Here is a 14505-nt window from a genome sequence, read left to right on the forward strand (position 1 = left end):
TGGTTAAGAGATTAGCATTATTGGAGAGAATTTGACTGTTTTATAGCTAAATCGGCTATTCTCTAGCATTTATTAGATAAGCTAGTCAGGAATTAGAGCTGAACTCAATTAGATAGAAACCAAGATTAATCGATATCAGCCAAACTCCCTCCAACCAACTATCATCCCCAAGGCATATCGGTACTAATAACATTGGCAAATGCTTTGCTATGCTCTCTTCTATCTTTGCGGATTTTCACTCGTTGTTCCGCTGTATTGTAGAGCATTGCTTCTTCCTCCGATTGGGGAATGACTTTAGCAACTCGTTTTGGCTTGCCATTTTCATCTAAGGCAACAAATGTTAAAAATGAGGTAGCAGCAAGTCTTCTTTCGCCTGTTTTAAGATTTTCTGCTATTACCTTCACAAATACTTCCATCGAAGATTTGCCTGTATGTGTTACATATGATTCTAAACATACTGAGTCAGTGGGGCGAATGGGAAAAAGGAAATCAACAGAGTCCGTTGAAGCTGTCACCACATCACTCCTTGAATGTCTCGATGCAGAGATAGAAGCTACATCATCTATATAACTCATTAGCTTTCCACCAAATAATGTATTATGATTATTTGTATCAATAGGGAATATTCGGCTTGTTTTAACTACCAAAGATTCCTTGCAATATTTTTCTTGTTGAACCATCATCTCCGAACAACCCCTTCCTTTATTTTATGCAAGTAATGGAAATTGCAATAAAAATATTGTAGAGGAACGTTCTGAATTTTGTAAAGATAAATGCCCTCCTTGTGCTTTTGCTAAAAGAAGGCTATATGGTAATCCTAAACCTAGGCCACGCTCGATATCTTTCTTATTCTTTCCCCGATAGAATCGTTCAAAAATATAATCCTGCTCATCTTCTGGAATACCATAGCCATTATCCTCTACCAAAATGTTTACATTCTGTTGGTCATAGGTTAGGCTGATGGTTATTTTTCCATTTTGCTTTCCCTTGATTGCATGTAAACTATTATTTAATAGATTGACGATGATTTGCTGAAAACGTACACTATCTAGCATAGCATAAAGCGGTTTCTCTGGATTTATAAAGGTTATCTCCGTAGTTGCTAAAGCGTCTCCATGGACAATTTCCCATTGATAAATAATTTCCTTTAACGTGGCCTGTACATTTAGCTTTTCCTTATTCACTTTAATCGAACCTGCACTAAAGCTATTAAAATCCAGTAAATCCTCCACCATATTCTGTAGTCTTCCCGCTTCCTTCAAACTCATTGTTAAAAATTGTTTTTTCTTATTATCAGGTATGACATTGTCATTTACAGCTTGTATTAATGCACTAATAGAAGTGATCGGTGTCTTTAATTCATGGGTGACACCTGCAAGTAATTGGGTCCGCAAACTTTCTAATGCATATAGCCTTTTTGTCATTTCATTAAACGATAAAACCAATTGGTAAAGTTCTTTTTCCTGCACATCTTCATTTAACTTAATATGATAATTTCCATTCATTAAATGTTGGGCAGCACTGGCAACCTCTTCTACGGGCTTTGCTAGTTTTTTAGACAAGAAATAAATGACAAACCAGCCAAGAAGCGCTAAACTCAGCAGCAATAATCCTAGCAATTGATATTCTTCTTTATTTAAATGTTGTAGCTGATTATGAGGCTGAATAATATAGACAGAACCTATTTGCTCCCCTCCATTTATAATGGGAGCAATGACAACAGATGCTCTTTGCTTATTCCATAGCGTTACTTTTTTAATGGTTAATTCACTTACTAAAGGCAAAGACTCAATCAACTGCTGACTTTCTAGAGAACTTAGAGGAAAATTCTGATTCAGAGAACGGACATTTCCTGAAGTATCTTTAAGAAAGGCATCTAGTGGCTGTCCTTCATTAATAAATTTCTGTCTATCCTGCAAAAACGGTAGCCGAATATCTTTGAGCCTTCCTTCCTCCATCTCATTGGCATGCTCCGCTATTTCCTGGGCAACTAATTTTGTTAGTTCTAGGCGATTCTCCAATGCATTATGGCGAATCCATAATATAGAGACAATGCCAATAATCAAGAGGCCCCCACATAATGTGAGCAAATACCTTTTCGTCCAATAATAAAGAAGAGGCGTTTTTTCTTTATTGTTTTTCCTGAATATAAAATTGATAGCCAAGTCCCCGTAATGTTTTAATTTCGCCATCTTTCGGATCCCACCCATTTAATAATTTCCTTATTCTTTTAATCGCCAGGTCAACTGCCCGATCACTCCCATCATAGTCTCTTCCCCACACATGGTCTAGAAGTTGATCCCTTGTAAAGGTTTGATTGGGATTACTTGCTAGAAAGAGAAAAACAGCAAGATCACGAGGGGTAAAGGGAACCTCAATTCCATTAAGAAAAACCTGATGTGACACATAGTTGATTTTTAAATCACCATAGTATTTAACACGCTCATCATCGTCTTGATAATGAGAAGACCTTCTTAAAACTGCTTGTACACGCGCAATAACTTCCTCTCCTACAAAGGGCTTTGTTATATAGTCATCAGCCCCATTTTCAAATCCTTTTAACTTCTGCTCTGTATCGGATAAGGCCGTAAGCATAATAACTGGACATGCTGATTTCTTCCGAATATAAGAAAGGACACCCCAGCCATCCAAATAGGGCATCATGATATCTAATAGGATTAAAGCGGGCGTTTCTTCTTCAAGCTTTTGTAAAGCCTCGTCTCCATCATACGCATAATCCACATCGTATCCTGCGTTTTCTAAATATGCTCCTAGAACCATGGAAATTGCTAGTTCATCTTCTACAATTAGAATTTTTTTCATCTACTTTTTCCTCATGCTTTATTTTTTCCTATTGAAATCCATTATACCGCTAATTTAAATAATAAAAAAATAGATCAGACCTTTTCTGCTAACAGATGGCTGATCTATTCCTTTTATTATTGATATCTTAATGCTTCTAGCGGACTTAAATTGGAAGCCTTGTTAGCTGGGAAGATTCCAAATATAACCCCAATCAAGACAGAGAAACTAACCGACCCTCCAACTACCCACCAAGTAATCTGGGAAGTCATATCTAATGTACTAGACAAAATTTCTGCGCTTCCTATTCCAATAGCTGCTCCAAGAATTCCACCTAACGCGCTAAGTACAATTGCTTCAATTAAAAATTGTAGCATAATATCTTTTTTTCTAGCGCCGATTGCCTTTCTAATTCCAATTTCCCTTGTTCTTTCCGTAACCGAAACAAGCATGATATTCATGATTCCAATTCCCCCAACAATTAAGGAAATACTCGCAATACCAGCTAATAATAAGGTCATTGTATTAGAAACAGAATCCAAGGCCTCTGACACAGAAGATTGATTTCGCACAGAATATAAAGTTTCATCTCCATCAAACTGATTGTATAATTTCTGCTTCATTTTTGCCATTCCCATTTCTACTGAATCCTCATCCGTCATCAATACAGTCGCTGATGTAACGTATGTTTGTCCGATAAAACGCTGTGCCGTTGTAAATGGGATAAGGACAGAATCATCTACAGAACCCGTTAACTCTTCTCCTTTTTCTGCAAGCACGCCGATTACTTTATATGTTGTTCCATCAATTTGAACCGTTTGATCAACTGGATTGGTGAATCCGAATAATTCTGTTGCTACATTATACCCGAGAACTACTACTTTATTGCGATTGTCTAAATCAATATCCATCACATTTCTTCCTGACTGTACAGTAATATCCTGCACGGTTTCATAAGAAGTCGTAACACCAGTAACGGTAACACCAGAACTTGATGTTGTTCCATTTTTAAGTGTACTAGAAGTTGTGACTGTTGGAGAAACTGCCTTCACTTCATCATATTCCTCAAACGACATCAGTTCATCATAATCTACAACCTCTTCATCACTTGAATTTCCTGAAAGATTGACAGAAACGGTTGTCGTTCCTAACCCCGAAATTTCATCGGAAACGGAATTAGAGGCTCCCATTCCTAATGAGGTTAATGCAATGACCGCTGCTACACCAATGATGATACCAAGCATGGTAAGCACCGCTCTTAATTTATTCATTGTAATGTTTTTAAAAGATATCTTGATTGCTTGTCCTAATCTCAAGAGACAACTACCTCCTTTGTCTCTGCTAACCGGCCATCCTGAATGCGAATAACTCGCTTCGCCTGTTTCGCAATTTCTAAATCATGGGTTATTAATATAATGGTATGCCCTTGTCTATTTAGATCTTTCATTAAATTCATTACTTCTACTCCTGTTTTACTATCAAGGGCTCCAGTAGGCTCATCAGCAAGTAAAATCGGAGGATTCCCAGCAAGAGCACGGGCAATTGCCACGCGTTGTTGCTGACCGCCAGATAATTCTGTTGGTTTATGTCCTGCTCTTTCTAATAGTCCTACTTTTTTCAAAGCTTGTAAGGCAATTTCTTTTCTTTCCTTACTACCAATTCCTCTATAAACCAATGGTAATTCTACATTTTCAAATGCAGATTGTTTGGTTAGAAGATTAAAGGATTGAAAAATAAAACCGATCTTATGATTTCGAACCTCTGCTAACTGTTTGCTTTTTAAGGAGAAAACATTTTGTCCGTCTAAGTAATATTCCCCAGAATCTGGAGTATCTAAGCAACCAATCATATTCATGAGCGTTGATTTACCAGAGCCTGACGGACCAATAATCGCAATAAAATCGCCTTTATTGACAGTGAAACTAACATTATCTAATGCAGTAACCGTTTCTCCTCCAAGCGTATACTCCTTCTTTACATTCTTTATCTCAACAAGTGCATGCTGTTCAATCATTAATTTCCACCTCCAAATCCACCGGAAGGCATTCCGCCACCTTGGCCTCCTTCTGGCATCTGACCTCTACCTTCACCACTTGGCATTTGGCCGCCGCCAGGGAACATACCTTGTGTCTCACTATCACTTGATGATTCAAATGTTGGCAGTACAACAGTTGTTCCTTCCTCTAAACCACTCTTTATCTCTGCTACCTCAGTATTTTCAAGTCCTACTTCAACTGTTTGTTTAGTAGATTCAGTTTCTGTTGTTCCATCTTCATTTGTTGTGGTTCCAGATGCCACTAGCACATAATATTCGTCATCTTCCTTCTGTACTGCTTCAATCGGAACAGTGATGACATCTTTAGCTGTACTTGTTGTGATAGTTGCTTCTGCTGTCATACCAACTAATAACCCACTTGGCTTGCTTATTTTGACCGTTACAGCATATTTCGCAACACTTGTACTATCGCTATTTGCTTCTTTCGCAACACTTGTTACCTTTCCAGTAAATTCTTTGTCTTCAAGTGCGCTCACGCTTATACTTGCTTCTTGTCCAACCTTCACTTTAGAAATATCTAATTCATCTACATTTACAACCATTTCTAGATGATCATAATCCGTAACAGTAACGACTTCTGTTCCCATCGATACATTTCCATCTTCCTCTACATTCAAGGCAGTAATTTCACCAGAAAAAGTAGCTTCAATTGGATCAAGTGTATCATCTTCAAAAGTTACTAGTTCATCACCTTCTTCTACTTCATCCCCAACTTCGACTAGCACTTCATCAACAGTTGCGTTCCCTTCAGAAGTATAGGTTTCTTTATTAATGGTTGCAATGCTTCCTGTCCCACTTATCTCTATTTCTACATCACCAGTTTCAGCAGTAGCCGTTTGCGTGCTAACCTGTGCTCTTACTTCTGTTTGATTATCATTTGTAAAATAATAATAAGATCCAATTCCTGTACCTATTACTACTACCGATACTCCACTAATAATCCACTTCTTTATACTTTTTTTCATCTTTTGCTTCAACCTCTTTCTATTCTATTAAAATAATTATTTATTCGTCTGAATGTCTTGTCCTGCTGCTTACAAGTAATAGAATAAAAAAGAAATGTGTCAGGAATAAGTCAGGGGGAAATTTATTTACAAAAAATTTTTCGTTGGTGAAAATAGTTTACATTTTTTGGGGATGATGACTCTGGGGAAGTAGTGGTGGAGCTCTATTACCTTTTCCTTCTTTTCTCCTTTGCTTTGGGCTTTGAGAACGGCTCTCTGTTACCTTTTTCTTCTTTTCCCTATGCTTTGGGGAGCGGGTACAAAAAACACTATTTAAAGCAGTAGCGTGCTATTAAATAGACGCTTCTGCTTCATATTGTTGTCGTAAACATTCTTCCAACATTAAGTTAAGTTCAAGCTCAACTTCATCTTTACCAAAATACACTTTGTTGATCACTCTGGAAAGCATAGCTTTCTTTAAGTCATCATCTGCTTTATCAAACTTTTCTTCCCAATTGCTCAATTCATTAGCAATATAATTAACATCAGCATAGTTTTCTCTTTCACTTTCAATTTCTGCTTCCAACTTTAGAATCGCCTCTGTTTTGTCTTTTATATCTTTATTCACTTGATCGATTGCACCGGATAGTTGTTCTGGAGTAAACTTACTTTCTCCAATAAGGGATTTACCAATTTCCGCATTTAGTTTTGCAGATTGGATGTTTAATTTCTCCAACTCATTCTCTAAATTACGAAAGTTTTTCTCTTTTTGCTTTAAGGTAGATTTTTTTTGGTTCACAGAAGTATTGATGAATGCTTTTATATCCAGTGTGGAAATTACTGCTTTTAATTGTTGAATGATAATACTATCAAATTTTTTAGCGCCCCAAATATTTTGTTTATGGTCACAATGTTGTTTACCTTTATTCAAGGGACATCTGTAGCGATAAACAATATTCCTATAGCTTTCCCCTGTACCATTGTTTTTCTCTTGATCTCTATAATGGTAGTTTGGCGATAGCTTTGCTCCACAATATTTGCAATAAGCCAGACCAGAAAACATTAACTTGCCTGTCAACGGTATTCCCGACTTATCCTGATCCTTCAATTTATCTTTTCTGGTGTTTCTTATTACCTCTGCTTGTTTAAATATATCATCCGATATGATTCTCAGTTTTTCATTATAAGGTTGTGTAGCCCCTTCTTTACTATTAAATCCTTCATATCTCTTAAATCCGATGTAAATTGGATTAGCTAATATTCTTTGGATTGTGCTCACTCCAAAGATCTTTCCGTCTCTGTTTCGATAACCGTGTTCATTCAAGTAATCAACTATTTTACGATAGCCCATATGTTTGTCAATATATAGACTGAATATCAGCTTTATCATTTCCCCTTCTTCTTCGTCTACTGCCAACTCCTTTATTTTCCTGTCCTTGTTTTTCCAGTGCGTCTGATCTGTTTCAATTATTTTGTAACCGGTTGGAGCAGCGCCGCCTTGAAAATACCCCTGATCACTGTACTGCTTTTTAAACTCTCTAACCCGCATTGAAGTTTTTTTGCTTTCACCAGATGACTGCCAAAATCGAATATAATTGACCAGGATATCCGTGTGGTCTTCTATTTTAGATTGACCTTCCTTAACAGACCAAACCTCTATACCATGTTCAATTAGAAACTGCACAATTAGAGGGGTCTCACTTTCATTTCTGCCTAAACGGTCATACATAAAAACCAATAAAACATCAAAATCTCCGTTTTCTGCCCCGCTTTTAATTTTTTGTAACTTGTCCCTATCGTCAAGTTTCTTTTTAAACGCCGAAACACCTTTTTCATACCATTCTTCGGTTATTTCCCAATCGCTCTTCGTATTTATGAATTCATGACACGCCTGCCTTTGAGTCGGTATATCGTCATCTATATTTACTTGAGCTTTAGTTGAAACACGATAGAGAGTCCAAACACGTTTCATTGTACCAACTCCTTTTTCACCTGTTCCATACGCTTATCATTATAGCACAAAAAAAGAATATCATGATGATATCCCTGTAAAAAATGTCTTTAACCCATTCATAGCCAACTTATTTTTCTCTGGGTCTTTTGTGAATTTTATGGTTATTTTTATTTTATTGTTCGAATCATTTATTAAGTAATCGTATTCTTCATCCGTTTTGTGTATATAATTCGTCTTTCCTAACGTAATTTTTTTTAAACATTCCTCGCCTGTAATTTTCATGTTAACCTCACCCCGGTGTATAGGCTGATAAATTATATTCTTCATGTGTGAATAAAATTAGTAATCTCAAAAAATACAAAAAACATATAAATGAGGTTATTATTGATAAACACAAAAAACCCCAACGAATAAACCTGCGCAGATTGCGTAAGCTTATTGGTTGGGGTTTTCCCTTTTTAAATATTTAATTTATATAATATTTACAAATCTATTCTTACTATTTTTACCAAGATAAGTTAATTTAACATTATATTGTTTTAGTATCTCTATTGCTTTCAAGAAATCATTCGTGTTTCTACTAATACTTTTTAATTCCATAAAGATTATTTCTTTTACTTTTCCGTTTTTAACATCTTCGAGCAACGCATGGAAAGCTGGCCGTTCAAAAGGATCGGATAATCCACTATAACCTCGATCTTCATAAAATTTTATACCATTAAAGTCATTAATTCGATATTCCTCTTTACTATAAAATGGAGTGCGCAAATAGGCTGTAGTCAATTTATTATCCATTGGCACTCGATTACATTCTTTATAAATTGGGGTGACTTTTTTATTCATGATACTCTTATCTACATACTCTCCCCTGCAATCAATGGTCGATTGAACAATATGGTGAATGTTAGAAACCTTCCACAACTCCCCTTTCTTAGTTTTTACACCCTGATTATTTAACAGAGTACATATCTCTCTATAAGAACAACCTTCGTTTACCAGAGTAATTATTGTTGCTAATATAATTCCTTCTGCGGGGTCAAGAACTAACTGATGATTTTTCATGAATCGGTATCCATACGGAGCACCGTCATCTAATGCAACATTTCCATTCGCTGAATCTAATCTAATATCATAAGAAATGCCTTTATCTGACAACTTATCCCATTCACACTTTAACCAGAATTGGTTATCCAGTAATTCCTCTATATTCGAATATTGTTTTTTCATGTTATAACTCTCCTAGTTGTATTTTTTCTTAATAAACGAAAAAAACCCCAACAAATAAACTTACACACTTATCAAGTGTAAATTTATTCATTGGGGTTTTCCCTTTTTTTATTATTAAGTTGATATTATAATAACCCGGTTATATTTATATTTCAATAGTAAATTTTCCCTTTTAATAAAAGATCTTGTTGCATCCACCCGTAGTTGTCACTGCAATAGCAGCACCTAAAGTTGTTTCAGCCTGCTAGACCTTACGAGAAAGAAGCAACTATCATTATTTAGTATATCGCTTCTTTGGTTTAAAGTTATTAAAAAATATTTCAATCAATTTGATCGGGTTTTATTTATACCTATTGAATTTTATAAATAATATTTTTATGAACCTTGTATCTGCTATTCAAGGGTAAAATTTTTTTGTATATAACATTCATCTCTTTCAATGAATCTTCAATAAAAAACTGAGCATCACAATCAATAAGATCTACCTTCGCCTCACAATTTTGTAAGAGTTCAATTAGAAGTTCTTCATATTTTGAATTAAATTTCATTTTTACTCACCGTAGCCTCTATTGTAACTAAAATTGCCCACTTCCATCACTATCTATATAAACAAACGTTTCACAAAAATTCGGAATAACAAATGCAGTGAACAACTCACCCATTCCATTTGGCGGTTGATTCAATACTGCGTTAAATAATGATGGATTAGATATTCCAAGCGGCACGGCTGACATACCGCTGTATTCTGCAAATTGATAGTCAACATATTTCCCTTTTGCTTTACCGCATTTACAGCTTTTCTCAAACATATCTAAACTAAAAATATCATTACAATTTGTACAAAACAGTAGTTTCACCGAATAGACTGTCTCCTTTGTTAAAAAGATTTACAAATCATTTCTAAGCATTTCATTCATAGATTGAATCACATTTGAGTCGTTCCGATATTCAGTTATTTTTACTGTTAGCATTTTATTTTCAAACATCCCCTTCAATAACGAAGGATTATTTTTAAACTTCGCTTCAAAAAAATCGTCTACTAGGAGCTTTGCTAATAAAGTTGTGATTATATCCTTATTATCACATTCATCAATCCAGCGCCATGCTTCCTCGGTCAAAATCAAATGAGACTTTTCAAAAACCATCTTGGCAAGTATTAGTTTCATCTTATCAAGTGATCCGAATACCTTTTCTTTTAGCTCATGATACTCTTTTAAAAAAGAATGAATGGAAAATGCTAGCGACTCCAAAAGAAATTCTTGGTCATCTGTTAATAGAATCGTATCAGCATTAAAATAAAGCAGTGCATCCTCATCATCTAAGAACATTTTTTCCTCAGAATTATTTTGGGATAAAGTAAGAACTGGTCCAATAAGTTTGTTAAATTCTTTCAGTTGCTTTGTGATATTGGAATTTTCCTTTTTTAGTATGCTTTCAACACTAGCCCTGCTAATCGAAAAATGTCGGGCAATTTGATCACTAAGTTCATTTAACAGTATATATGTATTTATCTCGCGCCCAGAAAATTTCAAATCCATAACAACCATTCCAAACTCTCTTTCAATAATAGTCGGATGACCCTCTACCTTATTAAAGACACTTAAAAAAGAAAATTCGCCCCTTGGTAAACACACCCATGTCTTTGCAAGTGCCTTAATCATTTCTTCCTCACTAAATTTAGGTCCGTCGGTATCTTTACATGCTGTGTACAACAAAGTATCTAGGTCTTTAACATTGTTCAAGTAGTAAATTAATAACTTTATAGCACCAATTTGAGATGGCGAACCATAGGAGTTTAATTTACTTATAAACCACTGTCTAAAAGTTTCTTTTGAAAATTGTTTATATATGAGTTCAAAGAAATTTTCCGGATCATCTATTAGCCACTTTTCCAAAAAATTTACTCTCTCTAACTCACCACTATTATCTTTTAACCGAGAAAGCAGAGCTTTTCTATTTACGCGTACTGGTAAATTGATTGGTGAGGATAGATATTTGTCTGCCCATTGTTTTGCCTTTAGGCATTGCTTTTCATCAATATTACCTTCTACTAACACAAATTTAGGAAAACGACTTTCAATCAACATTGCTATAGCTAATATATAGAGATGATATGGAAATCCTTGTGTCTTGTTGTCAAAAACATAGACGATATGTTGATCATTGAACAAAATGTCACAGCTATTACTGTCTTCCAAAGAAGGGACGGATTTCTGGTACATCTTTATGTCATTATAAAGACGAAAGGTTTCCCCATATTTCTTACTTTCCAAATCGCCACAGGTGTTCCAATGATTAGCTGCTTCCTCACGTATTTCCTGAGATTTTACATAAGCCTTTACGTTTGTCCCACAAAATGTCCTATCCCTGACATCTGCAAAACTATAAGCGTTTAATAGCTGCAAACTTTCATAATAAACTTTTTTCCATTCTTCTTGTGGTATTTTATACGGCAGTATAGATAACCGAACATATGTACCTATATGAATCACACCTTTATATATTTTACTAGAAAAAATGACTACCTTCTTTAAATCTAAAAAGCAATTCACCTTTAGAAAAGTCGGTAGTCCATTTTTATAAAAAGTTAATAATAAATCTTTAACAACTAATATGATTAGTCAATTTTAATAGTAGTACTATTAGCTTTGTTGTAGACCTTCAGAACCTCTTTTTTTGATTTCTCTACCTCAGAGGCAATCACTGAAGAATAACTTGGTTTAGCATTTTCTACTTTCTCCAATGTTGCACCCAGCGAACTTGCCATGTATCCGGCTGCACCAAGTATTGCGCGAAGTTCTTGCAATAGTTCTGTTGTTAAGGCTTCGTGAGCCTTATTTGTCATTTCCTTTTCTCCTGCTTTTTCTACAAGTGTAGCTATTTCAATAGTGAGTTTTCCAGAATAAATTTCCAAGACGTTGCTCTCTCCTCTATCTAGTAAATATATTTATCTAACGCCAGTAATAAACTTTTATTTAAGCCTAATCTCTTTAATTTTAAACGGCCGCTTCCCATCCAAAATCTTTTTTATTTCATAATTTGAAAGATGCGCAGTTGATTCCATGAGATAATATTTTTTTATATTATCAATAGAAACACTATATAAAGTGTTTTCCTGTTTAGTTATAATGTTGATTCTGATTTCCTTCGTATAACTATTCTCAAGTTCCTTTGACTTTTCCCGATCTAATACTGCCGATAATGTAATAAAAGAGCCAAAATCAATTGAAACTGAGCTTTCCTTAATCCTTATTCCAATCTGTTCATATAAGTCACTATAGTAAATTATATGCAATGATATCTGATTCTCGTCTTCGTCAATTTGTGTAGTTTCTGTTCTATCAAGCTTTAAATTTGTGTGTTGTTTAATATGATCTACAAGTGTAAAGAAATCATCTGCGGGGTAGTGAATATTAAATTCAGCAATGTTTTTTCCTTTATCGTTCTTAAAAGATATCATTCGAATTCCCTCATTAGTTTTGTTACAAAATGATATGACTTCTTATTCCTCTAATCTTCTAATAGACTATCTTTCTCAATGCTTTTTCCAGCTTCTATTAGCGCTAGGTGCAAAATATCTTTTTGCTCACAATCAACACTTTCTAAAAAATCTAATAAGATTCTTTCACTTACAATCTTGTGCTTTGCAAGAATCTTTACAATATCTGATAATAGCTCTTCGGACCTATATGAATTCGGATCCTCACTTAGCTTTGTAATTACATAAAAATCTATATGCAAGAAACCTAGATGCTTGATGGACTGCATAGCTTCTCCTTTAACATTTAGAAAGTTTTATAGACAGTAAATTTGAATCAGACAAACCTGCTACATAACTCAAATGATTTTGCTCTCTTAAAATCTTAAAGAAAATATCCTTTAGCCTATCAATATCATTTTCTTCTTTTATAGTTGTTTGTAATTCTTTATCAAGGGTATTTAATAACTCTTCTAGTTGCTTATAATAATATTTATCTTTATTTGATAGAACATCGTTAAGTCTCTTTTCAACAAATTCATAAAAGGCCTCTTCAAAAGAATAACTGCCCATATACCCCACCTATCTTATATATAATTATATATATATTTTATATATAATTCATTATAAAACAGATTTGATTGATTGTAAAACCAGAAAAGGCTAAACTATTATTAAAAAACTAATTAAGGAAAATGGGACATGATTAATAAAAGAGTGGGAGAATTGATCAGAAAAATTAGAAAAGACCATAAGGTTTCAATGACGGATTTAGCATTGGCATTAGAAACGACACAGCCTCGTTTATCAAGAGTAGAGACCGGCGAACAAGATATCAGTATCCGCTTCATTGAGCAATTTTGCGACTACTTCGATATTCCTCTTGATGAGTTTTTTAAGCAACTGAGTGAATCTTACGAAGAAGAACACTTAATTGAGTCACAATTAATGAATAGAATACATTCATTAAGTGAGAAACAAAAGATCAATTTATTTGCTTTTCTTAATTCTTTAAAAGAAGAAGCCTGATGAGTCGAACTACACAAAAAATATAAATATTCTGAAGAGTGTAGGAAAAGCTAAATTATCCTACGCTCTTTATTTTAAATACTCTACGTAAAATTACTCACAGTAAGAATCTATACCCATAGCTGCAACAATACCCTCATTAGTTCAAACATTAAGCTAATTTATAGTAAAGGAGCTGAAATAATAATATTTTACTTTTTTTATGATACTGGAAGTACAGTCTCTATTCATCCTGCTACTATTAAACATGGCTGTCAGTTAGATAGTATGGATGTAATCAAACCTTTGGAAAAACGATCTTTCTCCTCCCTGAAGGTTCCCATCCCATGTTAAAGTTGGGGGATTCCGGTGAAAGTAACGGCTTGCAAATTTTAGTATCTCCAGTTAAAGATTAGTTTCATTAAAATTATAATCTGCTATAATTCTCCATTAAGTTTGATTAAAGATAACCTTAACTTAAATGAAATTAATTATAATCATCTTCATATTTATTAGAAATCAATAAATTTAATTAAAGTTTAGTAAAGAAAAGTTCAAATGTAACAAAAAGCTATCTATACACAATCTAATTATGCTACTCCCCTTAAAATGAGACAAAGTACAAGCTAAAATGTTTCTATCTATAACAGAAAGGGGGGGAAATAAAGATGGTTAAGGACATTGATAAAGCTACCTTACAGGACATTATTTCGCTCATATTAGAAGGAAAAACAGATAAAGAAATTGCAGCAATGAAAGATTATAAATCTAACAGTGCAGTATATACCAGGTTAACGGCGGTAGGAGCTGATAAATCATCAGGAAAATGGGATTTTAAAAATATTCATCAATCCTTTTTGGAACAAAATTTCTGGAGCCTACCAACAGAAAAAGAGTCACAGCGAGGAACTGACACAGAAAAATCAACTTTTTCAGACAAGGAGGTTTGTACACTAAAGAGAATAATAGAGGATTATATTAATAACTCAACTTTCGCACCTTGAAAATCGACCTTGTTTTAGGTCTATCAAAGCTT

General features: G+C 34.4%; 17 protein-coding genes. 2 read left to right on the forward strand and 15 right to left on the reverse strand.

The genetic code is table 11. The features are described from left to right. Positions 1 to 161: 161 nt before the first annotated feature. The 15 genes from RTL21_RS19830 to RTL21_RS19900 all read right to left on the reverse strand — a co-directional run bounded on the left by RTL21_RS19830 (position 162) and on the right by RTL21_RS19900 (position 13034). Positions 162 to 683: an acyl-CoA thioesterase gene (locus RTL21_RS19830; protein WP_312098424.1), complete on the reverse strand. Its 522-nt coding sequence runs from the start codon at positions 681 to 683 to the stop codon at positions 162 to 164. Positions 684 to 707: 24 nt separating this feature from the next. Further along, on the reverse strand, positions 708 to 2192 hold the full coding sequence (locus tag RTL21_RS19835) for a sensor histidine kinase (protein ID WP_235252036.1): 1485 nt from the start codon (positions 2190 to 2192) through the stop codon (positions 708 to 710). Beyond that, on the reverse strand, positions 2131 to 2823 hold the full coding sequence (locus tag RTL21_RS19840) for a response regulator transcription factor (protein ID WP_312098426.1): 693 nt from the start codon (positions 2821 to 2823) through the stop codon (positions 2131 to 2133). Before RTL21_RS19840 ends, RTL21_RS19835 begins: the two co-directional genes overlap by 62 nt. A 116-nt stretch (positions 2824 to 2939) precedes the next feature. Beyond that, the gene (locus tag RTL21_RS19845) at positions 2940 to 4118 is read right to left on the reverse strand and encodes an ABC transporter permease (RefSeq protein WP_251629714.1); all 1179 of its coding nucleotides are present in this window, start codon (positions 4116 to 4118) and stop codon (positions 2940 to 2942) included. Then, complete coding sequence (locus RTL21_RS19850) at positions 4115 to 4816, reverse strand: ABC transporter ATP-binding protein (RefSeq protein ID WP_235252035.1); 702 nt, start codon at positions 4814 to 4816, stop codon at positions 4115 to 4117. The genes RTL21_RS19845 and RTL21_RS19850 overlap by 4 nt, the downstream gene beginning before the upstream one ends. Next, entirely contained in the window at positions 4816 to 5823 is a 1008-nt protein-coding gene (locus tag RTL21_RS19855; protein ID WP_251629716.1) for an efflux RND transporter periplasmic adaptor subunit, read from the reverse strand. Before RTL21_RS19855 ends, RTL21_RS19850 begins: the two co-directional genes overlap by 1 nt. 331 nt (positions 5824 to 6154) lie before the next feature. Beyond that, positions 6155 to 7774 carry a recombinase family protein gene (locus RTL21_RS19860; RefSeq protein ID WP_312098429.1) on the reverse strand — a complete coding sequence of 540 codons (1620 nt, stop codon included), beginning with the start codon at positions 7772 to 7774 and terminating at the stop codon, positions 6155 to 6157. Positions 7775 to 7834: 60 nt separating this feature from the next. After that, positions 7835 to 8038: a hypothetical protein gene (locus tag RTL21_RS19865; RefSeq protein ID WP_312098431.1), complete on the reverse strand. Its 204-nt coding sequence runs from the start codon at positions 8036 to 8038 to the stop codon at positions 7835 to 7837. A gap of 189 nt (positions 8039 to 8227) precedes the next feature. Continuing rightward, positions 8228 to 8983 carry a recombinase family protein gene (locus RTL21_RS19870; protein ID WP_312098433.1) on the reverse strand — a complete coding sequence of 252 codons (756 nt, stop codon included), beginning with the start codon at positions 8981 to 8983 and terminating at the stop codon, positions 8228 to 8230. A 575-nt stretch (positions 8984 to 9558) separates the two neighbouring features. Continuing rightward, positions 9559 to 9840 carry a hypothetical protein gene (locus RTL21_RS19875; protein ID WP_312098435.1) on the reverse strand — a complete coding sequence of 94 codons (282 nt, stop codon included), beginning with the start codon at positions 9838 to 9840 and terminating at the stop codon, positions 9559 to 9561. A 30-nt stretch (positions 9841 to 9870) separates the two neighbouring features. After that, a complete protein-coding gene (locus RTL21_RS19880; RefSeq protein ID WP_312098437.1) occupies positions 9871 to 11475 on the reverse strand; it encodes a hypothetical protein in 1605 nt (534 codons plus the stop codon). Between the two features lie 125 nt (positions 11476 to 11600). Then, positions 11601 to 11897 (reverse strand): hypothetical protein, encoded by a 297-nt coding sequence (locus RTL21_RS19885; RefSeq protein ID WP_312098439.1) that lies wholly within the window; start codon positions 11895 to 11897, stop codon positions 11601 to 11603. A gap of 57 nt (positions 11898 to 11954) precedes the next feature. Then, positions 11955 to 12443, reverse strand: coding sequence for a hypothetical protein (locus tag RTL21_RS19890; protein ID WP_312098441.1), 489 nt, complete (start codon positions 12441 to 12443; stop codon positions 11955 to 11957). A 50-nt stretch (positions 12444 to 12493) separates the two neighbouring features. Next, on the reverse strand, positions 12494 to 12724 hold the full coding sequence (locus RTL21_RS19895) for a hypothetical protein (RefSeq protein ID WP_312098443.1): 231 nt from the start codon (positions 12722 to 12724) through the stop codon (positions 12494 to 12496). Between the two features lie 37 nt (positions 12725 to 12761). Then, positions 12762 to 13034: a hypothetical protein gene (locus RTL21_RS19900; protein ID WP_312098445.1), complete on the reverse strand. Its 273-nt coding sequence runs from the start codon at positions 13032 to 13034 to the stop codon at positions 12762 to 12764. Positions 13035 to 13163: 129 nt separating this feature from the next. Here RTL21_RS19900 and RTL21_RS19905 point away from each other — a divergent pair, with 129 nt between their 5' ends. Continuing rightward, on the forward strand, positions 13164 to 13490 hold the full coding sequence (locus RTL21_RS19905; protein ID WP_312098447.1) for a helix-turn-helix domain-containing protein: 327 nt from the start codon (positions 13164 to 13166) through the stop codon (positions 13488 to 13490). Positions 13491 to 14137: 647 nt separating this feature from the next. After that, positions 14138 to 14473, forward strand: coding sequence for a hypothetical protein (locus RTL21_RS19910; protein WP_312098448.1), 336 nt, complete (start codon positions 14138 to 14140; stop codon positions 14471 to 14473). Positions 14474 to 14505: the final 32 nt, after the last annotated feature.

This window comes from Niallia sp. (assembly GCF_031978665.1).
Lineage (GTDB): Bacteria > Bacillota > Bacilli > Bacillales > Cytobacillaceae > Niallia.

Bases quoted from the DNA above. Each gene is read 5' to 3' on its own strand.
- RTL21_RS19905 (WP_312098447.1), top strand. From the start codon at position 13,164: ATGATTAATAAAAGAGTGGGAGAATTGATCAGAAAAATTAGAAAAGAC.
- RTL21_RS19860 (WP_312098429.1), bottom strand. From the start codon at position 7,774: ATGAAACGTGTTTGGACTCTCTATCGTGTTTCAACTAAAGCTCAAGTA.
- RTL21_RS19835 (WP_235252036.1), bottom strand. From the start codon at position 2,192: ATGGCGAAATTAAAACATTACGGGGACTTGGCTATCAATTTTATATTC.
- RTL21_RS19855 (WP_251629716.1), bottom strand. From the start codon at position 5,823: ATGAAAAAAAGTATAAAGAAGTGGATTATTAGTGGAGTATCGGTAGTA.
- RTL21_RS19870 (WP_312098433.1), bottom strand. From the start codon at position 8,983: ATGAAAAAACAATATTCGAATATAGAGGAATTACTGGATAACCAATTC.
- RTL21_RS19890 (WP_312098441.1), bottom strand. From the start codon at position 12,443: ATGATATCTTTTAAGAACGATAAAGGAAAAAACATTGCTGAATTTAAT.
- RTL21_RS19830 (WP_312098424.1), bottom strand. From the start codon at position 683: ATGATGGTTCAACAAGAAAAATATTGCAAGGAATCTTTGGTAGTTAAA.
- RTL21_RS19900 (WP_312098445.1), bottom strand. From the start codon at position 13,034: ATGGGCAGTTATTCTTTTGAAGAGGCCTTTTATGAATTTGTTGAAAAG.
- RTL21_RS19865 (WP_312098431.1), bottom strand. From the start codon at position 8,038: ATGAAAATTACAGGCGAGGAATGTTTAAAAAAAATTACGTTAGGAAAG.
- RTL21_RS19850 (WP_235252035.1), bottom strand. From the start codon at position 4,816: ATGATTGAACAGCATGCACTTGTTGAGATAAAGAATGTAAAGAAGGAG.
- RTL21_RS19910 (WP_312098448.1), top strand. From the start codon at position 14,138: ATGGTTAAGGACATTGATAAAGCTACCTTACAGGACATTATTTCGCTC.
- RTL21_RS19840 (WP_312098426.1), bottom strand. From the start codon at position 2,823: ATGAAAAAAATTCTAATTGTAGAAGATGAACTAGCAATTTCCATGGTT.